The organism is Pseudovibrio sp. W74, assembly GCF_001623085.1.
Lineage (GTDB): Bacteria > Pseudomonadota > Alphaproteobacteria > Rhizobiales > Stappiaceae > Pseudovibrio.
On the sequence record NZ_LMCJ01000060.1, the window covers coordinates 23,240 to 44,086 of the forward strand.

18 protein-coding genes are annotated in these 20,847 nt (G+C 52.9%); 4 read left to right on the top strand and 14 right to left on the bottom strand.

From position 1 onward, the window contains the following. Positions 1-183: 183 nt before the first annotated feature. Together pyc and PsW74_RS25280 are read left to right on the top strand one after the other, a co-directional pair. Entirely contained in the window at positions 184-3,630 is a 3,447-nt protein-coding gene (gene pyc / locus PsW74_RS25275) for a pyruvate carboxylase (protein ID WP_063290332.1), read from the top strand. A gap of 300 nt (positions 3,631-3,930) precedes the next feature. After that, a complete protein-coding gene (locus PsW74_RS25280) occupies positions 3,931-4,536 on the top strand; it encodes a GPR1/FUN34/YaaH family transporter (protein WP_063290331.1) in 606 nt (201 codons plus the stop codon). Positions 4,537-4,586: 50 nt separating this feature from the next. Here the strand turns inward: PsW74_RS25280 and PsW74_RS25285 are convergent, their stop codons facing one another. Next, positions 4,587-5,336 carry a glutamine amidotransferase gene (locus PsW74_RS25285; RefSeq protein WP_057461892.1) on the bottom strand — a complete coding sequence of 250 codons (750 nt, stop codon included), beginning with the start codon at positions 5,334-5,336 and terminating at the stop codon, positions 4,587-4,589. Positions 5,337-5,351: 15 nt separating this feature from the next. Next, positions 5,352-5,831 carry a TerB family tellurite resistance protein gene (locus tag PsW74_RS25290; RefSeq protein WP_063290330.1) on the bottom strand — a complete coding sequence of 160 codons (480 nt, stop codon included), beginning with the start codon at positions 5,829-5,831 and terminating at the stop codon, positions 5,352-5,354. A gap of 366 nt (positions 5,832-6,197) precedes the next feature. Between PsW74_RS25290 and PsW74_RS25295 the strand changes: the two genes are divergently transcribed. Then, positions 6,198-9,182: an AsmA family protein gene (locus PsW74_RS25295; protein ID WP_063290329.1), complete on the top strand. Its 2,985-nt coding sequence runs from the start codon at positions 6,198-6,200 to the stop codon at positions 9,180-9,182. Positions 9,183-9,291: 109 nt separating this feature from the next. Here PsW74_RS25295 and PsW74_RS25300 read toward each other — a convergent pair whose 3' ends face one another. Continuing rightward, entirely contained in the window at positions 9,292-11,574 is a 2,283-nt protein-coding gene (locus PsW74_RS25300; protein WP_063290328.1) for a molybdopterin cofactor-binding domain-containing protein, read from the bottom strand. A 2-nt stretch (positions 11,575-11,576) separates the two neighbouring features. Beyond that, on the bottom strand, positions 11,577-12,041 hold the full coding sequence (locus PsW74_RS25305; RefSeq protein WP_082827038.1) for a (2Fe-2S)-binding protein: 465 nt from the start codon (positions 12,039-12,041) through the stop codon (positions 11,577-11,579). A 130-nt stretch (positions 12,042-12,171) separates the two neighbouring features. Here PsW74_RS25305 and PsW74_RS25310 point away from each other — a divergent pair, with 130 nt between their 5' ends. Further along, positions 12,172-12,834 (top strand): TetR family transcriptional regulator, encoded by a 663-nt coding sequence (locus PsW74_RS25310; RefSeq protein WP_057461888.1) that lies wholly within the window; start codon positions 12,172-12,174, stop codon positions 12,832-12,834. On the opposite strand, the gene phnN is transcribed toward PsW74_RS25310, so the two are convergent. From phnN to phnG, 10 genes are read right to left on the bottom strand one after another with little or no spacing between them, the layout of a single operon-like run. Further along, positions 12,824-13,417 (bottom strand): phosphonate metabolism protein/1,5-bisphosphokinase (PRPP-forming) PhnN, encoded by a 594-nt coding sequence (phnN, locus tag PsW74_RS25315; protein WP_063290327.1) that lies wholly within the window; start codon positions 13,415-13,417, stop codon positions 12,824-12,826. The genes PsW74_RS25310 and phnN overlap by 11 nt on opposite strands. A 28-nt stretch (positions 13,418-13,445) precedes the next feature. Continuing rightward, positions 13,446-14,594 (bottom strand): alpha-D-ribose 1-methylphosphonate 5-triphosphate diphosphatase, encoded by a 1,149-nt coding sequence (locus tag PsW74_RS25320; protein ID WP_063290425.1) that lies wholly within the window; start codon positions 14,592-14,594, stop codon positions 13,446-13,448. Positions 14,595-14,635: 41 nt separating this feature from the next. After that, on the bottom strand, positions 14,636-15,334 hold the full coding sequence (locus PsW74_RS25325) for a DUF1045 domain-containing protein (RefSeq protein WP_063290326.1): 699 nt from the start codon (positions 15,332-15,334) through the stop codon (positions 14,636-14,638). Positions 15,335-15,392: 58 nt separating this feature from the next. Then, entirely contained in the window at positions 15,393-16,016 is a 624-nt protein-coding gene (locus tag PsW74_RS25330; protein WP_063290325.1) for a DapH/DapD/GlmU-related protein, read from the bottom strand. Between the two features lie 32 nt (positions 16,017-16,048). Continuing rightward, a complete protein-coding gene (phnL, locus tag PsW74_RS25335) occupies positions 16,049-16,759 on the bottom strand; it encodes a phosphonate C-P lyase system protein PhnL (protein WP_063290324.1) in 711 nt (236 codons plus the stop codon). Between the two features lie 10 nt (positions 16,760-16,769). Beyond that, a complete protein-coding gene (phnK, locus tag PsW74_RS25340) occupies positions 16,770-17,567 on the bottom strand; it encodes a phosphonate C-P lyase system protein PhnK (RefSeq protein ID WP_063290323.1) in 798 nt (265 codons plus the stop codon). Further along, positions 17,567-18,478 (bottom strand): alpha-D-ribose 1-methylphosphonate 5-phosphate C-P-lyase PhnJ, encoded by a 912-nt coding sequence (locus tag PsW74_RS25345; RefSeq protein WP_063290322.1) that lies wholly within the window; start codon positions 18,476-18,478, stop codon positions 17,567-17,569. The genes phnK and PsW74_RS25345 overlap by 1 nt, the downstream gene beginning before the upstream one ends. Continuing rightward, the gene (locus PsW74_RS25350; RefSeq protein WP_063290321.1) at positions 18,475-19,590 is read right to left on the bottom strand and encodes a carbon-phosphorus lyase complex subunit PhnI; all 1,116 of its coding nucleotides are present in this window, start codon (positions 19,588-19,590) and stop codon (positions 18,475-18,477) included. The genes PsW74_RS25345 and PsW74_RS25350 overlap by 4 nt, the downstream gene beginning before the upstream one ends. 3 nt (positions 19,591-19,593) lie before the next feature. Next, positions 19,594-20,226 carry a phosphonate C-P lyase system protein PhnH gene (phnH, locus tag PsW74_RS25355; protein WP_063290320.1) on the bottom strand — a complete coding sequence of 211 codons (633 nt, stop codon included), beginning with the start codon at positions 20,224-20,226 and terminating at the stop codon, positions 19,594-19,596. Position 20,227: 1 nt separating this feature from the next. Further along, positions 20,228-20,698: a phosphonate C-P lyase system protein PhnG gene (gene phnG, locus PsW74_RS25360; protein ID WP_063290424.1), complete on the bottom strand. Its 471-nt coding sequence runs from the start codon at positions 20,696-20,698 to the stop codon at positions 20,228-20,230. Positions 20,699-20,847: the final 149 nt, after the last annotated feature.

Consider the following 20,847-nt stretch of genomic DNA (forward strand, 5'->3'; position numbering starts at 1 on the left):
ATATTTTTACGTGTTTAGTTTTTCTCAATTGTACGATAAATTCCTTAGAATTTCCCCGTTTTCTTAATGTTTTGTGACCCGGTAAATATAGTAATGGCTCATGTGACTATAAATTAATCTTTCCATAGAGGGATTTGCTCGACTATAAAGCCCCAAAATACATAAAGACTGGGGGACCTAACTTTGGCTATTCAACGAATATTGGTTGCTAACCGCTCAGAGATTGCAATTCGAGTTTTTCGAGCTGCAAACGAACTTGGTCTCCAGACAGTTGCTGTCTTTGCTGAAGAAGACAAGCTGGCTCTACACCGTTTTAAGGCTGATGAAGCTTATCAGGTGGGTAAAGGCCTGGGTCCAATTGAGGCCTACTTGTCTATAGACGAGATTATCCGCGTCGCGAAAGAGCAACGCGTTGATGCAATTCATCCGGGTTATGGCTTCCTTTCCGAGAGTCCAGAGTTTGCTGAGGCATGCGCTGAGAACGGCATTATCTTTATCGGCCCATCGCCTGATACAATGCGCCGCCTGGGTAACAAAGTAGCAGCGCGTGAACTGGCGATTAAAGCTGGCGTTCCTGTTATGCCTGCGACGGATCCGCTTCCTGAAGACATGGAAGAAGTGAAGCGTCTTGCTTTGCAGATCGGCTATCCGGTGATGCTCAAGGCGTCATGGGGCGGTGGTGGCCGCGGGATGCGTGTGATCCGTGATGAAGAGACGCTTCTTCGCGAAGTTGTTGAAGCGAAACGTGAAGCGAGAGCAGCGTTCGGCAAGGACGAGGTTTACCTCGAGAAGCTTGTTGAGCGCGCCCGTCACGTTGAAGTTCAGATCCTTGGTGATCAGCACGGCAATCTCGTACATCTGTTTGAGCGCGATTGTTCTATTCAGCGCCGTCACCAGAAAGTGGTTGAGCGTGCGCCTGCACCATATCTTGATGAAGAAAAGCGCCGTGAGCTTTGCGAGTATGGCCTGAAGATTGGCCGCGAAGTGGATTACTGCGGTGCGGGTACTGTTGAGTTCCTGATGGATGCGGATACCGGCAAGGTTTACTTCATTGAAGTGAACCCGCGTATTCAGGTGGAGCATACCGTTACTGAAGAAGTCACCGGCATTGATGTGGTTCGCGCGCAGATCCGCATTGCGGAAGGTGGTCGTATTGGCGATAAAACGGTTACCGGTGTTCCTGAGCAGAACGCGATTGAGTTGAATGGTCATGCGCTTCAGTGCCGTATTACGACTGAAGATCCTGAGCACAACTTCATTCCTGATTATGGTCGCCTGAGCGCTTATCGCGGTGCGACCGGGTTTGGTATCCGTCTTGATGGTGGCACGGCTTATGCCGGTGCGGTGATCACCCGTTTCTACGATCCACTGCTTGAGAAAGTGACCGCCTGGGCGCCAACGCCTGAGGAAGTATGTGCGCGTATGGATCGTGCGCTGCGCGAATTCCGTATTCGCGGCGTTGCGACCAACCTGATTTTCCTTGAGCGGATTATTGGGCATGCGTCCTTCCAGGACAATTCTTATACAACGCGCTTTATTGATGACACGCCTGAGCTGTTTGAGAACATTAAAACAGCTGACCGTGCGACGAAGCTGCTGAACTACATTGCTGATGTCACTGTAAACGGCCACCCTGAAACAAAGGGACGCCCGAAACCACCAGCTGATGCACCGGCACCTGTGGCGCCGAAGTTCAAGCTGCCAGTAATGGACGGGACGCGTCAGAAGCTGGAGCAGCTTGGGCCTAAAGAATTTGCCAAGTGGGTAAAAGTTCAGCCGCAAGTGCTTGTTACCGACACGACGATGCGTGATGCGCATCAATCTTTGCTTGCTACACGCATGCGTACCTACGATTTGGCGCAGGTTGCTGATAGCTATGCCCAGGGTTTGCCTGAGCTGTTCTCCTTGGAATGCTGGGGCGGCGCGACCTTTGATGTGTCCATGCGCTTCCTGACTGAAGATCCTTGGGAGCGTCTGCGTCTCGTACGCGAAAAAGCGCCTAACCTGCTGATGCAGATGTTGCTTCGCGGTTCCAACGGTGTGGGTTACGCGAACTATCCAGATAACGTTGTTCAGCACTTTGTGCGTCAGGCTGCTGAATCTGGTGTTGATGTGTTCCGTGTGTTTGACTGCCTCAACTGGGTTGAGAACATGCGTGTGTCCCTGGATGCTGTTCAGGAGCAAGGCAAGCTGTGTGAAGCAGCGCTTTGCTACACTGGCGACATTTTGAACAGCGCGCGTCCGAAATATGATCTGAAGTACTACGTCAATCTGGCGAAAGAGCTTGAAACTGCAGGTGCGCATATTCTTGGTATTAAGGATATGGGCGGTGTGTTGAAGCCGCAGGCTGCGAAGGTTTTGATTAAGGCGCTGAAAGATGAGATCGATATTCCGATCCACTTCCACACCCATGACACCTCCGGTATTGCGGCCTCTACTGTTCTGGCGGCTGTTGAGAGCGGTGCTGACATTGTTGATCTGGCGATGGATTCCCTATCAGGTCTGACATCTCAGCCATGTATGGGCTCTGTTGTTGAAGCTTTGAAGGGAACGTCTCGCGATAGCGGTCTGGACACAGACCGTATCCAGCAGATTTCCTTCTACTGGGAAGCAGTTCGTACTCAGTATCGTGCATTTGAGAGCGATCTGCGCTTTGGTGCTTCTGAAGTTTATCTGCATGAGATGCCTGGTGGCCAGTTCACCAACCTGAAAGAACAGGCGCGTTCGCTTGGTCTTGAGATGCGTTGGCACGAAGTGGCGAAGGCTTATGCGGACGTGAACATGATGTTTGGTGACATTGTGAAGGTGACGCCAAGTTCCAAAGTTGTTGGTGACATGGCGGTGATGATGGTGTCTCAGGGCATTACGCCGGAAGATGTTATTGATCCGAACAAGGAAGTTTCCTTCCCAGAATCCGTCGTCAACATGATGCATGGTGACCTTGGTATTCCTCCGGGTGGCTGGCCTGTTGAACTGCAGAAGAAAGTTCTGAAGGGGCAAGAGCCGATTACGGTTCGTCCTGGGTCTTTGCTTGAAGCTGAGGACATGGATGCCAAGCGTAATGAGCTGACAGGTGTTCTGGGTCGTAAAGGTTCTGAGCAAGAGTTGTCCTCTATGCTCATGTATCCGAAGGTTTACACTGAATTTGCCAAGGCTCAGGACAAATATGGTCCGACCAGCGTACTTCCAACGCCAACCTACTTCTATGGTTTGAAGGTTGGTGATGAGATTATGGCTGAGCTGGAGCCGGGTAAGACAATGGTTATCTCTTGTCTTGCGATTGGTGAAACTGATGAGCACGGTGAAAAGCGTGTGTTCTTTGAACTGAACGGTCAGCCTCGGAACATCCGTATCATCGACCGCACTCACAGTGCTGCAAACACACCTGCGCGTCGTAAAGTTGATGACGACAATGAGCTTCAGGTTGGTGCGCCAGTACCGGGCGTTATCTCTACGCTAGCTGTGAAAGCTGGTCAGGCTGTGAAAGCTGGTGATCTGCTTGTCTCCATTGAGGCAATGAAGATGGAAACATCTGTTCATGCAGAGCGTGACGGTGAGATCAACGAAGTCTGTGTGGCTCCGGGTGATCAGCTTGATGCGAAAGATCTGATTGTTACCTTTAAGGGATAAGTCCTGAAGGTATTTGCTAGTCTGGATTAACCAGCAATGCGTTTGGTGCATGAGCACTATGCATTGCTGGTTTTTTCGTTTTAGTGACGGAAATATATATAGTTATCAGAACGTTATGTGTTTTTGACTGCGATGCATGACGTTAGGTATTGCTACGTTCCGTAGTAGTGCGGTTGCTCCTGTCTGTGTCCTTCTGTACTCAGCGCTCCAACTAATTCAACAATGTGTTTCCCAATTTCTGGTCTTTAGGAACTGCCTTCCTACCAGGCCAGAGTTGGGTTTTTTATTGAGGGTGCAACCGTGCAAACTAAAACAGGAAACCCAGCAGTTATCGGCCTTGCTGGATTTGGTATGACGACTTTTGTTCTGCAAATGGTGAACATTGGTCTTCTGGAAAACATGGGCCCAGTGCTCTGGCTTGGCGTTTTTGTTGGTGGTCTTGCGCAGTTGGTTGCTGGTTTCCAGACAGGAAAGACTGGCAATAACTTCGGTTACAGTGCTTTCACCATTTACGGTGCATTCTGGCTGGCGTTTGCAGGCATCCTTGTTGGCAACAAACTGGGCTTTTATACATCTTCCCATTCTGACATCGGCTTCTTCTTGCTGCCATTCACCATCTATACCGGCATTATGTTCTACGGCGCGCTGCACATTCACACTGCAGAAGCTTCCATCTTTGGCAGCCTACTGCTCGGTTTCATCCTGCTGGTTCTGGGGCATTTCGGTCCAGCGGTCTTTAATGTGATTGCCGGTTACGTGCTGATCCTGTGTTCTTTCTGCGCATGGTATGTGATGGCGCACATCATCTATAAGGATGTTTGTGGTCGTGATGTTCTACCAGTTGGTTCGCCAATCCTGCAGCCGGGAGAAAAGATGTCTGGCGCAGAGGCTGTTGCAGCTGAATAACTATAGTGCAAACCTATATGAAAAGGCCCGGCAATGACCGGGCCTTTTTGCTATTTAGCTGAATGAGATGACCAGTGACTGGCGGGTTCGGATGCGTAACCGATCCAGTTGTCCATGAAGTTTTCCAACCAATGTAGAACTGCCGGGTCGTACACAAAGCGCTCGCGGAAGTGCTCACCGCGCTTTTTGGCTCCGGGTAACACCAGACGGCTTGCAGCGCGAGTGGTCCAGCGGCTCATCATGGCGTAGGTGAGTTCCGGGTGAAACTGGATGCCGAATGCATTATCGCCCACGCGGATAGCCTGATTTTTGTAGGTCGGGCTTGAAGCCAGGAGCTCTGCACCCGTGGGAAGAGAGAAACCTTCCCGGTGCCATTGATAGACCTGCTGTGGCCATTCCATTAGGTCAGTGCCGGACTGAGTTGCTTCCAGCGGATAATAGCCGATCTCAACCAATCCATCATCATGGCCTGTGACTTGGCCACCAAGGTTTTTGGAGAGCATTTGCGCACCAAGGCAGATGCCCAGGAAGGGTTTGTTTTCTTTGAGCGGAACACTGATCCAGTCGATCTCTTGCTTCACGAAGTCATCGGTGTCATTGGCGCTCATTGGACCGCCAAAAATGACAGAGCCCGCGTGGTCAGCAAGTGTGTCTGGCAGTTGGTCGCCAAAACGAGGGCGGCGAATATCCAACTCGAACCCACGTTTGACCAATTGCTGCCCGACGCGACCGGGGTTTGATGTTTCCTGATGCAGCACCACCAGAACTTTGGCTGGGTGCTGATTATTCCGCTCTAACATTGTAAATCAAAACCTTCAGGTCGAAGAAGGGCTATTGCCACTCTGTCGTTTGGCTACTTTTTGCTTAAGCTTCATGCGGTCTCTGGAGGACACGCCTAATAGCTCGGCAACGCGCCAAATTGTGTTGTCTTCAAATTCATGGACGGACCCATCTGCGTAGACCATTTCCCAGAGTGCCTCGATGACTGTCAGGCGTTGCTCCGGCTCCAGCTTGCGCTTGAGGACTGATGTGAAGCCATAAAGATCAACTGCATCCTCATCACGTACTTTGGCGAGGTCCATCAGCTCTTTTGTGTCTTCCTCATTCAGCTCATACTGCTGCTGTAAGACGCGTTTTAACTGGTCCAGCTCCTGCTGCTCAATCTCGCCATCTACAGCGATGATATGGAACATGAGTGCTGCGACCGCCAGCCGTTCATCGTCTTCGGAAAAGCGGCCTGCTTCTTCCTGCTCGTTTGACAGGTCTTTGAAGAACTTTTTCAGGGCGTCCAGCATTCATGTGCTCCGTGCAACTATTGGTTTTCTTGCACTTTAAAATAGTGCTTTTCTGTTGTGCTTAAAGATGATTCAGATCCGAATGGAATACTATTGATACGCAAAAACAATTACAAAAGCCAAGGAAAAGGACAGAAATACGCCAATTTGAAGCCACGTGATACTGCGACAATTGGGAGCAAATATGATAGAACGCAGTGGTTCAGAATAGGTTGTGCTTTTGTTCTGGGTCTTGAAAGGCTTTAACCAATCATAATTTAGACGTTTTCTACGGGCTTTTTGCCCTGTATTTGTTGAGTACAAGCTGCTTACATGAGAGTCCTTTTTCGGGCCTCACGAAACCGTCCACTAGGATACTAAGACTAAATGAAACGCTCTCTTCTTATTTTTGGAGCTCTTGCCGCTCTTGTGGTTTGTGGTCTGGTGCTTGCGCCACTTCTCGTTCCACAGAAACAGCTGAAAGCCCAAATTGCAGAGTCCTTTGAGACAGCAACCGGATGGAAGCTGCGTCTTGACGGGCGCACGAGTGTGGATCTGTTTCCGACACTGGCGATTGAAGTTGATAATGTTGGCGTTGCAGGTGTTGCGCGAGCTGACGGGATTGAGTTTGCACGGGTTGAGAAAGCCCGGTTCGAGCTGAACTCTCTGCGTTTGCTGACTGGTGGCAACATCATCCGCAATATTGAGCTTGTCGAGCCAAAGTGGACGCTCGAATTTGATCAGAAAGGCGACGCGTCCTGGCAGCCGCAACTTTCTGAGGGTGAAGAAGGGGAAGCCTCTCTGGTTGCTGCAAATATTGCAGGCCGCGTTGCTTCCTTTATGCAGCAGTTGGACTTGGACACCGTCAGCATTCAAAAAGGTGTCGTTTCTTACAGTGAACCTGAGCAAGAAGCACCAATAGTTCTTTCTGAGATCGATCTCGTGCTTAATTTTGAGCATGACGGTGATGGCCTGACAGCAGAAGGTGCGTTTAATCAGAGTGAGGAGCGTTATGTTGTTGGTGGGCGTGTTGGATCAGTTACCGCGCTGAGCGAGGCTCGCGCGACGTCTGTTGAGGCTCATGTAACTGGGCCCACACAAGAGAAAGTTCGTTTTAATGGCCAGCTTGCCTTTGGTGCACGACCCGTTGGCACACTACAAGTTTCTGTTGAGTTGCCGAGCCTTGCTGCCGTTGCTGCGCAACATGATGCGGCCTTTCCAGAAGGGGTTGGCAGCGGTGCACTGACAAGTGAGCTGCAGTTCCGTCAACGTGGGGTTCGCACAAAAGACCTTTCCATCACAGCTGGTTCTGTTGGCTTTGGCGGCACCATTGCGCTGAACTACCTTGAAGACGGCTATGAATTAAAGGGGCAGGTCAGCGGGCAGTCCTTGAATTTTGAGCAACTGCTTCGCTTGGTTGGGTTAGACGCCCCTGCATCCGGTTTTGCCAATGTAGATGCTTCGTTCTACGGCGTTGGCCAATCCTATGATGAGTTGGTTGCTGCGTTGGAAGTTGATGGTGGTGCGATCCTGCGGAAGGGGCGTGTCGCTGACATTCGCCTGCCAGATATGCTGGCGGTTGAAGGGCGCGACGAAGCTCTTGATGACATGGATCTGACTTTTGTCTTCTCCGGCCTGTCTCAGCCACTACAGCTGCAAGGCACCGCGCGCTGGCATGGTGAGCCGATTGTTTTGCAGGGTGGTCTGCGCTCTGATGCGAATATAGATCTCGCGTTCTCCAGTGAGATGTTTTCCGGGAGTTTGACTGGTCCGTACTCATTGCGCGATGGCTTTGATGGGATCTTTGCTTTCCAGACAGATGACTTCAGCAATTTTGCCCGTTGGTATGGTCGACCGCTCCCTCGCTATCTGCGCGGTCAGAAGCTGGAGCTTTCAGGTCAGTTTGAAGCTGATGATAGCGGTGTCGCCTTTGAGAACGCGCGGTTTGTTCTGGATGATACAAGCCTCAAAGGAACTGGCCGTCTGGATACAGGTGAAGTTCCAAAGCTCAGTGGTGAATTGGAAGTTGCGCATGCGTCTTTCGATAAGATGTTCTCTCGCAGTGATGAGAAGAATGACAAGGGCGAGGGCGCTTATGACTTCTCCGTCCTGCGCAGCTTTGATCTGGACCTGGCGCTTTCCATTCAGGACCTGAAGCTCGGTGCGCTTCGTGGACGGAATGCAGAGCTGAAAGCAGCGCTGTCTGATGGCCGATTGGCTTTGGATGTTGCCCGTGTTGGCCTTTATCAAGGCGAGGGTGCTGGTAAGCTTCTTCTGAACGGCGCAACGGTTAAACCGGGTATCTCTGCTGAGTTCTCGCTAAAAGGTATTGATGCAGCTCCATTCCTTGCATCGCTCAGTGATATGCCGCGTGTTGATGGTAATCTGTATGCTGAAATGGATGTGAACACCTCCGGTAAGACACCGAGTGACCTCTGGGTCAATATGGGCGGTGCGCTCAGCTTCCAGCTTGGCAATGGCATGTTGCATGAGTTGGATGTGGACCGGCTGGTTGCTTCTGTCGGGGGCAAAGGCATTACGGGTTGGCCGTTTACGGACAATGATCAGACTGAATTTTCCAGCTGGGGTGCTGATGTCATTTTTGATCAGGGTACTGCAGAATTTCAGGCACTGACGTTGCAAAGCAAGACTGCGCTGGTTGAAGGACGCGGTGCGATCAACATCAAAGATGGTGAGGTCCTGTGGTATTTGCAGCCAAGCCTGCTTGATCAGTCCAAGCTGGATGATGAGGGAGCTGCAACGACGCAGACTGCGGATATGGCACCGCTGAAGATCCGTGGATCGATCAACCTTCCGAGCTTTGAGCCCGTCGATGTTCAGGAGTATGCAAGCGCGTCTTTTGGTGATGTGAAGCAGACACAAAAGCTTTCTGAAAAGCTGGCGAAGGATCTTGAAACTGCAAAGACAGTTGAAGAGGCGCAGCGTTTGCGGGCTGCTGCTGCAAGAGATGCGGCTGTTGCGTCACCTGAAGCTGCTAAGGATGTGGCAGCTGAACCAGCCGTGCTTGCTCAGCCATCAGCAGAAGATAATGATGTGACTACAGCCTCGGTTGGGGATGGTGATCTGCCTCCTCTTGCCGAAGGAGCCGTTGCGAACACTGATACCTCTAAGGTTGTCATGCCTGTAGCCAAGCCGGGTGAGGCGTCAACGCCTGCGGTTGCAGCTACAGCACCGAAGAAATCTCGGGTGATTGCAGCTCCGAAGCGGGACTTGAAGCGCCGTGATGTGGTGCCGCGTGGGCCGGGGAATGTGAATGTGGAAGCGGTTGCTGATGGAACTGCAGATCCGGATGCAACACTGAGCTCTCTGGAAGAAGCGTTTGGAATGCCAGCTGGCTTCCTCTCCGATTGATCAAGCCTCCATACAGAAATGAAAAGCCCGGAGCGGTGAATGCTCCGGGCTTTTTTTGTTTTGAGCGAATTCTTGTCGTTTGATTGAATACAATCAAACGGAACGCTCTCTAGATAAAGTCGATCTCGTTGCTGAGTGGCATCTGTCTGATGCGCTTACCTGTTGCTGCGAAGATTGCATTTGCCAATGCTGGCGTTGATGGTGGTGTACCAGGTTCGCCTGCACCACCCATTCGTGGAGAATTCTCCAGCAACTCAATGGTGATCTTGGGAGCTTGATACATGCGCATGGCATCGAACGTGTCGAAGTTTGCTTGTTCGATCTCGCCATCAACCCATGTGATTTCCTGTCCCAGCGCCTGACTGAGCCCGAAGTTGATACCGGACATGATTTGATCCTTGAATATACCCGGATCAAGAACGATGCCCGGATCGGCAACGGCCCAGACTTCCTCAATGATGACAGTGTTGTCGGTGACATCAACCTGAACCACTTGCGCGGTCCACGTTCCGAAAGACAGAACGTGGGCGATGCCACGGCCTTTGCCAGCGGGTAACGGGGTACCCCAGCCGGACATTTCTGCGACGCGCTTCAGGGCTTCCCGTGCTGGCCGGAATTCATCGCTGGTTAGATGAGCCAAGCGGAACTCAAGTGGATCTTTGCCAGCTTTGTGTGCTGCCTCATCCATAAAGCTCTCATGGAAGAAACCGTTGACTGAATTGCCGACTGAGCGCCAGAAACCAATAGGCACCTGAAGATCTGCAACGTGAGCCTGACAGCGGATGTTTTCAACATCCAGCGGCTGATTGAAGGCGCCATCGAGTACTGTGTTGTCTGGACCTGCAGGGCTGATACCCGGGAAGATCCGCGGCATAACGCTCTGGATGATGGATGGGGAGGCCACCTGCATATCCATGGTCTTTAATGTGCCATCCGGTGTCACCTGACCTTTGAACTGACCAATCGCCATTGGACGGTAGGTGTCGTGCTGCGTGTCTTCTTCGCGCGTCCAGGTCACTTTTACCGGATTTGGTGCAGTTGCTTTGGCAATGACTGCAGCATAGAGCGCAAAGTCGACTTCCAGACGACGTCCAAAGCCTCCACCGAGACGGGTGGTGGTGACGTCAATGTCGGCGCTGTCCATGTCGAAGTGACTGGAGACAACAGACTGAATGAGGCCGGGGGCCTGTGTTCCAGTCCAGACACGGATCGTGCTTTCGTCGTGCTGGGCTGTCGCGTTCATTGGCTCCATGGTGGCGTGGGCCAGGAATGGGACACGGTATTGCGCTGATACGGCTTCACTTTCCGGAATAGATGTAAAGACCTCTGCATCAGACCCGGTGCCACCCAACTCGAATGTGGCTTCTTGCGTCAGTGCGCTTTCAAGGGCGGACCACATCTGATCGGAGTTTTGAAGGGAGAGTGGATCGTCCCACTCGATCTGCAAGGCTTCAGCACCTTTGAACGCTGCCCAGGTGTTGTCAGCCACAACGCCCAGACCTTCACCCGTGATTGTTCTGATTTCGACGACATCTTTGACGCCAGGAATGGCGAGTGTTGCGGTCTTGTCGTAGCTCTTGAGGCTGACACCTTTGCGTGGGGCCATTCTTACGGTGCCGTAAAGCATGTTTGGCAGTTGTACGTCGATGCCGAAAATGCGGCCTCCGGTGACTTTGTCTTTTAGCTCAACACGTTTTTGCGATTTGCCGAGGATCTTCCAGTCACTGGCTTTCTTAAGCTTCATCTCGCTTGGAGGTGAGACCGCAACGGCTTTGCTTGCCAGCTCTCCATAAGTGACAGACTTGCCGGAGGCTGTATTTGTGATGGTACCATTTGCAAGTGTGAGATTATCTTCTGAGGTGCCGAAGTGTTCTGCTGCTGCTTTTAGAAGGACGAACTTTGCGGCATATCCGGCTTCGCGCATCTTCACAAAGGCGTCGGTGGTGGAAGAGGAGCCACCGGTCATGTTCAGACCGAGGAACTTGGCGACGATTTTCATCGAGCCGCGAGCAAGTTCTGCCAAGACACTTTCATCATAAAACGGGAAGGGGGTGGATTCCTCCAGCATTGCAGCATTGAAATAAGCCGGGCTGGATGGACCATGTTCCACAACCACCTGCTCAAGCGGAACTTCCAGCTCTTCGGCGACCAGAGCTGCCAGTGTTGTGTGGACGCCCTGACCCATCTCAGCACGAGGGGCGATGATGGTGATTGTGTTGTCTTGATCAATCATCACATAAGGATTGAACGGTGTTTCACCTTCAGCCTTCTTAGCGTCCAATGGGTTTGCATAGGGTTTCTGGTAGAAATAGAAGCCCACGGCAAGGCCACCGGCAGCTGCAACGCCAAGGCCGAGAAAGGCACGGCGGGTGTATTTTCCCAATCGGCTCATCTTCAAGCTCCCAGCGTTTGTGCTGCGTCTTTGATCGCGGCTTTGATTTTTGGGTAGGTGCCACAGCGACACAGGTTTGTCATGGCATCGCTGATGTCTTCATCGGTCGGATCTGGATTTTCTTCCAGCAGAGCGACTGCCGCCATGATCTGGCCGGACTGGCAGTAACCGCATTGAGGAACGGAGTGTTTCATCCATGCTTGCTGAACAGCATGCAGTTCGTCGCCTTGGGAAATACCTTCGATGGTGGTGATCTCACCTTCGACCTCTCCAACAGGCTGAGAGCAAGAGCGCACGGCCTCCCCATCAATCAAAACGGTGCATGCGCCGCAGGCTGCAATGCCGCATCCGAATTTGGGGCCTTTGATATCCATAATGTCCCGAAGCGCCCACAGAAGTGGCATTTCCGGGTCGGCTTCTATCTCTTGTTTTTGACCATTCACGGTCAGAGGTATTTTCGGGTACATTTGCTTGGCGATCCCGTAAATTTATAGTTAGGAGACTTTTGTTCTCTTAACTTATGATCTGACAGATGTTTGTCAATGGACCTTGCCAAGTTTAATTGACATGGATTGGAATGAGACCTATCACCAAACTATGACCAACCAGAGTTTTCAGCGCGCCAGATCTGCCGAAGCGAAGGCACAGCGCCATAATGATCTTATACGTGCCGCGACCTGCGTGCTTGAGCAGGACGGCGTAGATGGACTGACCTTGCAGGCAATTGCCAGCCGTGCAGGTATCGTGAAATCCAACATTTATCGGTATTTTGAAACGCGGGAAGCCATTCTGGTTGAGTTGCTGCTACGTGATTTTGTGAAGCTGATTGAGGACCTGGAGCAGGAAGTTCCCGGTGAGATGGCTCCTGCTGATATGGCGAAGCTTCTTGCTGAAATGTTCGCGTCTCGTCAGGTGTTATGCGAGCTGATGAGTGAAATTGCTCCAACAATGGAGAAGAATATCTCCATTGATTGTGTGCGTGATTTTAAACGGGCATTGCTGGTGGAAGCTGCTCGAGCAACAAGCGCTTTGCAAAAAGGGTTGCCGTGGCTTGATGCGGAAGAGGCGATGAGTGTCTTCTTCAGCATTCATGTTTTTGTTGCCGGACTGTGGCCAGTAACCAATCCACCACCAGTTCTGGTGACACTCTATGAAGAGCCTGAATTTGCTCCACTCAAGTACGAATTTGCTCCGGCATTGTTTGGCATGATCACTGCGCATCTGCTTGGCCTGGAGGCGATGAAAAAGCTCAGTGCATAAATGTCGCGATTGCTTGTTGCAGCTGTTTGATGCCGACCTGAGGGTCGTTTGTGTTTTGTATCTCCACCAGATACGGTAGTTCCGGTAGCGATAAATCTGCGCGCCTTAACCGTTGCTCGATATCCTCAGCGGTTTCGCGACCTCTCATGGAAAGGCGTTGTGCGAGCACGTGGATTGGTGCCGTAATATGTACGACCAGCAGTTTCTCATACTTGCCGACAGCGTCTGCCAAAGCTTTTCGGGAGCCATTTGCGATGGCAATCCCACCCTTAGTGATGTGATGATCCACGCATTCTGGTAGGGCATAGGTCAGCCCATGAGCTGGCCACGACAATGCCACGCGGCCCTGATCGATAAGCTCTGACATTTGCTTGTGGCAGACTGCTTCGTGCGGTTCTGAACCGGCATCTGCCGGGCGGGTGATCAGGCGACGGGCGAACATGATGTTCTCATCGCCTTCGCACAGTTCTTTATAGCCGTAAATCAGCGTGTCTTTGCCTGCGCCGCTTGGCCCTACGACCATGATCAGAGCGCCGGGGCCAAGCTTTTTTGCTTGCTCCTGAGCTGTATCCAAAACTGTCACGATAGTTCCCCCCCTCTCATCCGCCGTGCTAAGCGACGCGATATCCTTCGCGCCAGACACCACGGACGATTGGGACGTCGCCAACCATACGCACCTGTACAAGGTCTGCACGGCGGCCAAGCTCCAGTGCACCACGGTCAGCAAGGCCAACTGCCTCTGCCGGGATCTTGGTTACCTTCTGTACGGCTTCAGGAACGGAGATGCGTTCGATTTGCTGGACCAGTAAGAAGGCAGCTTGCAGAAGTGAGACTGGGACGTAGTCTGATGACAAAACGTCCAAATAACCAGCTTCTGCCAATTCACGCGCGGAGATGTTGCCTGAATGAGATTTGCCGCGTACCACGTTCGGAGCCCCCATCAGCACAGCCATGCCAGCTTCGTGTGAAGCCTTTGCAGCTTCCATGGTGGTTGGGAATTCAGCAACATTGATACCAAACTTGTTTGCTTCCTCAACGTGGGCGAGGGTCGCGTCGTCATGGCTGGCCAGCATCATGCCAGCAGCTTTGGCGCGGTCTGCAATGGCAAGACGGTTCTTATCGGAGTTGCGATCTGCACGGGCCTGCATTTGCAGCATAAAGTCCTGCATCTGTTCGTCAGAAAAACCCTTCTTGGTTTTGTAGTAAAGCTCGAACTGATCCAGAGAAGTGAACTGGCGTTGTCCCGGTGTGTGGTCCATCAAGGATGCAAGACGAACGCGTGGATCGTCGTTGAACAGCTCAAAACCTTCAACACAGTTGTCGGCGGAAACCTCACAGCGCAGGTGGATGTAGTGGTCAGCGCGCAGGCGGCCTTCTTGTTGACCGATCTCGATGGCATCGGCCATGGCACGCATGTCTTGGGCCGTCAGGTCAGCATCGTCTTCCATGCCAACGCGCAGGGCATCGAACACGGTGGTGATGCCAGAACAGGCAATCTGCGCGTCGTGGGCCTGAACAGCAGAGACTGCGTTCCATGTGACGCCGGGGCGTGGCTTGTAGTGGTTTTCGAGATGATCGGTATGCAGCTCGACAAGACCGGGAATGAGATAGTTGCCTTCACAGTCCAGTGCGTTGGACGTGTTGCCGTCGCTTAAGTCGCTGATCATGCCATTTTCGACTGCCAGTGTGCCTTCCAGCGTCTGGTCCGGGAGGATCAGTTTTGCGTTGGTGAAGGTCATTGGTGTGTGTGGCTCGACCATTGTTGATGTCTGATGTGGCGCTTCGCCGACTAATACATCGCTCATGCTACTTGTCCTTCCAATGGTCTTATTTCAATGACTTGAAATGGCGCCCCAGCCTCTGGTTCAACGCAGAGGGCGAGGTGCGAAATGGAGATTGGTTGATGAATGACAGGCTTGAAGTGGTCTTCTGCGGCAGCTTTGAGAGCTTTGCGCTCTCTCTCGTCTTCAAGTCGTTTTGACAGGGTCATATGAAAATGGAAATGCTTGAAAATGTAGGGGTAGCCCCATTCCAACATGTAGGCATCCTGCTGTGGTGTCAGGTTCGCTTTGCGGCGTCGTTCGATGTCTTGCTCGCTCAAAGGAGCGCGAAGATGATCGAACTGTTTGATGCATTGCGCTGCCAACCCGTTGAGTTGGTCTGACGGCTGCGTCGGCGTCAGGGCCAGAAACTTGCCGAGGAAGTTTGGCGCCAGTCCTCCGATGGTGAAGGCAGATGTTTGCTTGGCGAATGTGCTGAATGCCGCTTTTGCATCTTCCTGCGATTTACCTTCCGCCAGATGGAATGGTGGTTTCATGGTGGCGTGGAAGCCATAGCGGCGTGCGTCTTCGGTGATTGAGTGCAGGTGCCCGGGCTCAAACTCGTTCAGGTGCGGGTGTGCGAGGCTGTCATTGGAAAACGCCGAGCGCCCGAGCCATTGGCTTCCCAACTCCGTGAGCGTGGCTGACTGTGGGTGTGTGAAATAGATTGAGTAACGCATATTCAGAATATCCTTGGGCTTCGAAGTGTCGGGCAAACGGTGTCAGTCCTATGACACCTCAGGCTGGTTCGAAGTGTTCCAGAAACCTTTCCACAGTCATCGATTGAAACAGAGGGAGCCGCTCGAATATTTTGTCCTCTGGCCAGTCCCACCATTTGAGTTGGATCAGCCGGTCAGCAGCTTCCTTGGAAAAGCGTCTCTTGATCAGCTTTGCCGGGACTCCGCCTACGATGGTGTAGGGTTCCACGTTTTTTGCCACCACTGCGCCTGCTGCGAGGATTGCACCATCGCCAATCGTTACACCGGGTAGCACGGTTACGCCGTGTCCGATCCAAACGTCATTGCCGATACTGACACGCGCGGCCCTGCGATCAGCAAAGAACTGGTGATCCCGTTCCTTATCTTCGCGGTAGTATTCAGGGGTGTAGGTAAAGCGATGTTGGGAAACCCGCTCCAGTGGATGATTGGGAGGGCCAAGGCGAACATTGGATGCAATAGCCGTGAACTTGCCGATTGTGGTGTCCGCAACCGTCGAGTTCGGGCCAATGTAGGAGTAGTCGCCAATCTCACAATATTCCAGATAGGTTGGACCAAGCACTTCGCATTGCTTGCCAACCGCAGCTTCTCGATGGGTGACGGTTGACTCGATGACCGTCTCCGCAATTTTGGGGGGCTTTGTCATGGAGTGAGTTTCCCTTTTTCACGCATAGTGCGTTAAGCGGCCGTTGCGAAGGTTGTTACATCGATGATCCGGTCTGCAATGGCATCGCGAACGTCATGATCGTGAAGAATACCGACCATTGCCACACCTTGCGTTTTCTTCTCTTCCACCAGCTCCACAACAACAGCTCGGTTTGCTGCATCGAGTGAGGCGGTTGGCTCGTCGAGAAGAAGGATCGGGTAATGTGCGATGAAGCCTCTTGCGATGTTAACGCGTTGCTGTTCGCCACCCGAGAAGGTCGCTGGTGGTAACTGCCAGAGACGCTCTGGCACATTGAGGCGTGAGAGCAAGTTGCCAGCACGCTCAAAAGCTTCGTCTTCTGCAACGCCTTGCGCCATGAGGGGTTCAGCAACGAGCGTGAGGGCAGGGACGCGTGGGATGGCGCGCAGGAACTGTGAGACGTAGCCGATGGTCGTTTCGCGCAGGCGGATAATGCGGCGCGGAGTTGCATCGGCCACATTGACGATCTCGTCGCCATCCGTGACCAGGATCTGGCCTTTCTGGCAGCGGTAGTTGGCGTAGATCATTTTCAGGATCGAGCTTTTGCCTGATCCTGACGGACCGCCAAGAACCACACATTCTCCTGCTGAAACGGAGAAGTTCACACCGGAGACGACAGGGATTTCCAAGCCATCTCGCAAGTGCATCTTGAAGGACTTGGCAAGGTCGGAAACAAGCACCTTGGTTTTAGGAGTGTTTGTCATTGTCTTGTCCTTATGGCTGCAAGATGGAGGAAACAAGGAGCTGGGTGTAGTTCTCTTGCGGGTCGTCCAGTACCTGATCTGTCAGTCCGCTTTCGATGACATGACCGTGGCGCATCACCAGAATACGGTGTGAGAGCAGGCGGGCCACTGCTAGATCATGGGTCACGATGATCACGGAGAGGCCAAGGTCAGCAACGAGACCGCGCAGAAGATCCAGCAAACGCGCCTGAACAGACACATCCAAGCCACCAGTTGGTTCGTCCATGAAGACCAGTCGTGGAGCAGTGACGAGGTTTCGGGCAATCTGGAGACGTTGGCGCATTCCGCCGGAGAATGCGCGTGGGTCGTCGTCAATGCGGTCTTCTGCTATCTCGACGCGGCCTAGCCAATCGGTGGCGGTTTCGCGGATGTTGCCGTAGTGGCGTGCGCCGACTGCCATAAGGCGTTCGCCCACATTGGCTCCTGCAGAGACTGTCATGCGTAGGCCGTCTGCTGGATGCTGGTGGACAAAACCCCAGTCGGTGCGCATGAGCATGCGGCGCTCGGCTTCACTCATTTCGTAGAGATTGCGCATCTGGCCCATGCGATTGCGGTAGTTGACCGAACCTGAGGTCGGGGTGAGGCGCGTTGCAAGGCTGTTGAGCAGCGTTGTTTTGCCCGAGCCACTCTCGCCCACAATTGCAAGCACCTCACCCGGATAGAGATCGAAGCTGACGTCTTTACAGCCGATGCGGCCGCCATAAAGTTTTGTCGCGTTGCTGACCTGAAGCAGCGGAAGGTCTTCAGAGCTTTGAATATCCAGAGACATTAGTCGTTTCCTTCTGCTTCCAGAGGATTGGTTCCAAGGTGCCCGACATGACCTGCATCGCGGCGTTCCTCGCAGAAATCACTGTCCGAGCACACGAACATGCGGTTGCCGTCGTCATCCAGAATGACTTCATCCAAATAGACCTCTTCTGCCCCGCAGATGGCGCAAGGCTGGTCGAACTTGGTCACTTCAAATGGATGGTCTTCAAAATCCAGGCTCACCACTTTGGTATGTGGTGGGATGGCATAGATGCGTTTTTCGCGGCCTGCCCCAAACAGCTGGAGCGCTTCCATTTGGTCCATCTTTGGGTTGTCGAACTTTGGCGTCGGAGATGGGTCCATCACATAGCGGTCCTGCACCATGACCGGGTAGGCGTAGGCCGTTGCTATGTGGCCGAACTTAGCGATGTCTTCGTAGAGCTTCACATGCATGAGGCCGTACTCTTCCAGCGCATGCATCTTGCGGGTCTCGGTTTCGCGCGGTTCCAGAAAGCGGAGTGGTTCTGGGATTGGAACCTGATAGACGAGCACCTGATCCTTTGTCAGCATTTCTTCCGGGATGCGGTGACGGGTCTGAATGATGCTGGCGTCTTTTGTCTTTGTGGTGGTGTCTACACCTGTGGTTTCGACAAAAAAGTTGCGCAGGGCGACAGCGTTTGTGGTGTCGTCTGACCCCTGATCGATCATCTTCAGGCAATCGTGCTTGCCGATGACTGCAGCTGTTACCTGAACACCACCGGTGCCCCAGCCATATGGCATTGGCATTTCGCGGGCGGCGAAAGGAACCTGATAGCCGGGGACCGCGATGCCTTTGAGGATCGTGCGGCGGATCATGCGTTTGGTTTGCTCATCCAGATAAGCGAAATTGTAGTGTTCGCCGGAGATGCCTTGTGTTTCAACGCGCTCGGTCATTGTGCTGCCTCCGCTACGAGTTCCTGTTCAGCCGCTTCACGTTTCTCTTGCCACTCTTTGCGAACCTTGCGGATCAGCTCCAGTTCTGACTGGAAGTCGACGTAATGTGGCAGTTTGAGGTGTTCTACGAAGCCGGTGGCCTGCACGTTGTCGGAGTGAGACAGGACGAACTCCTGATCTTGTGTCGGGGAGTCGATTTCTTCGCCCAGCTCTTCAGCCCGCAAAGAGCGATCCACGAGCGCCATTGCCATGACTTTGCGCTCGCCCTGTCCGGGAACCAAACCATAACCGCGAGTGAATTGTGGTGGTGCGGATGCGGAGCCCTGGAACTGGTTGATCATCTGACATTCGGTGACTGTCATGGTGCCAAGAGGAACTTCGAAGCCGAGCTCTTCCATGAAGAAGTCAACCTCGACTTCCCCAAGACGAATTTCTCCTGCAAAGGGGTGCGTTCTGCCAAAACCGCGCTGGGTTGAGTAACCAAGTGCCAGCAGAAAGCCTTCGTCGCCACGTGCCAAATTCTGCAAGCGCAGATCACGGTCAGCGGGGAAGGTGAGAGGTTCGCGGGTGATGTCACCTACTGGAGCATCCGGTGCGATTGGCTCATCTGGTTCAATCAGGCCTTCATCATTGAGGAGGTCTGTCACACGTGGGACGACCTCTTCCTTCTCGAACTCCTGCACTTCTGGTGCTGGAGCTTCGGCATCTGCCGCCAGCTTAAAATCGAGCAGGCGCTGGGTGTAATCGAAGGTTGAGCCGAGTAACTGTCCGCCTGGAAGGTCCTTGTAAGTTGCGGAAATACGGCGACGGATCAGCATCTTAGCGGTGTCGATTGGTTTGGAATACCCAAAGCGTGGCAGGGTTGTTCTGTAAGCACGCATCAGGAAGGCAGCTTCGATGAGATCGCCGCGAGATTGCTTGATGCCGAGTGCTGCCAGTTCTGCATCATACAGAGAACCTTCTGCCATCACGCGGGAGACAGAGAGGTAAAGCTGCTCGGAGATTTGCTTGAGGCTCAGGGATGGTACGCTTGTATCGCCGCGGCGATCCCGTGCCATGAGCTTGTGAGCGTTACGGATGGCTTTCTCGCCACCTTTCACAGCAACATACATGAGTTAAGCCTCCAAACCGGTGATTCTAGTGGAGCGGGGCAGGCCTGCGACCTGATTGGTTCCAGCAAAAATGATGTCGATGCCGAGTGGGTAGAGTGTGCTGTTGTCTTGCATCTGCTGCCAGAACATTGCTGGTGCGGGAGCAATGCTGAACTGCTTCTCGGTCTTGATGCCCGGACCTTTCAGCGTGATACCGTCGTCTTCGGTGAGCTCATCGATCATCAAAACGAGCGTGGTTGAGCGGTCTGGATATTCTGCATTGCCAGCAGCAAAGCTTGCAATCGCAGGGAGCAGTTTTACATCCGAGACCAGCGCAAAAGCGGCTTCTGCAGGGCTTTCAACGAAGGGTGCTGCCGTGTGGAAGCGGATGTAATTCTTGACGGTTTCATTGTTTGTCAGTGCAGGGTCCAGCCAGAGCGGTGTGTCATAATCGCAAAGTGTCAGCACGAGTGCTGTTGCGGCTACAGACAGTGGAGCAGGAGGGCTGAGTGTGAGAATGTCCAGCTGTTGCACAGTTCCCGGTTGAGCCAGTGCGTTCATGGCAGAGCGGAAGACGGACTGGGCGTCGTGGACGGGATCTGCCAGACCCGGAGCAGGCGCTTTGGCGAAGATTGAGGAGGCTGTTTGCGTGCTCATATTATTCTCCCCGAACCATGGTGAAGAAATCAACTTTGGTGGCTGCGACTTCAGCGCGTGTTTCGTTTTCTGCTTGTTCTTGAGCGGAGGCTAATGGCTGAAGAACCTTCGTCTCAACAAGAACCCGGTGTTCTTGTTGTTGCCAAAGAGCGTCAATGAGAGCTGCTAGCAGAACCTTTTGTTTTTCGCGGCCAAGGGTTTGACCGAAACCGGTGGTCCCGTCGTCCAAAGCTATGACGCAGCGAGTGACGGTTGCTTCACACATGTTGAAGGGAGCGCCGGTACCACCAGCGCGGCCACGGACCATCACGAGCCCGATTTCTGCTGGGCGGATAACCGTGTAGCTCGGCTCTAAACCGAGGTTTTTCCAGGCTTCTGCAAGGTCTTGCGCTGAGGCCTTTGCCAGAATGCCCATGGCATTCTGCCTAGCTGCAATTTCCGGTGATTGCTCTTTGAGCGAACTTGCCGTCATTTCAGCCCCTTTAACTTTCAGGAACACGCTGGTTCTCTGGCATTGTGTGGTGACGCTTTGCGGGTTTGTCGAAGGATTGAGTCCGCACGTCTGAATTCGGTTGCTAAGCTAGAACTAATGTTGTCTAGTTGTATAGACAAATATTTTGC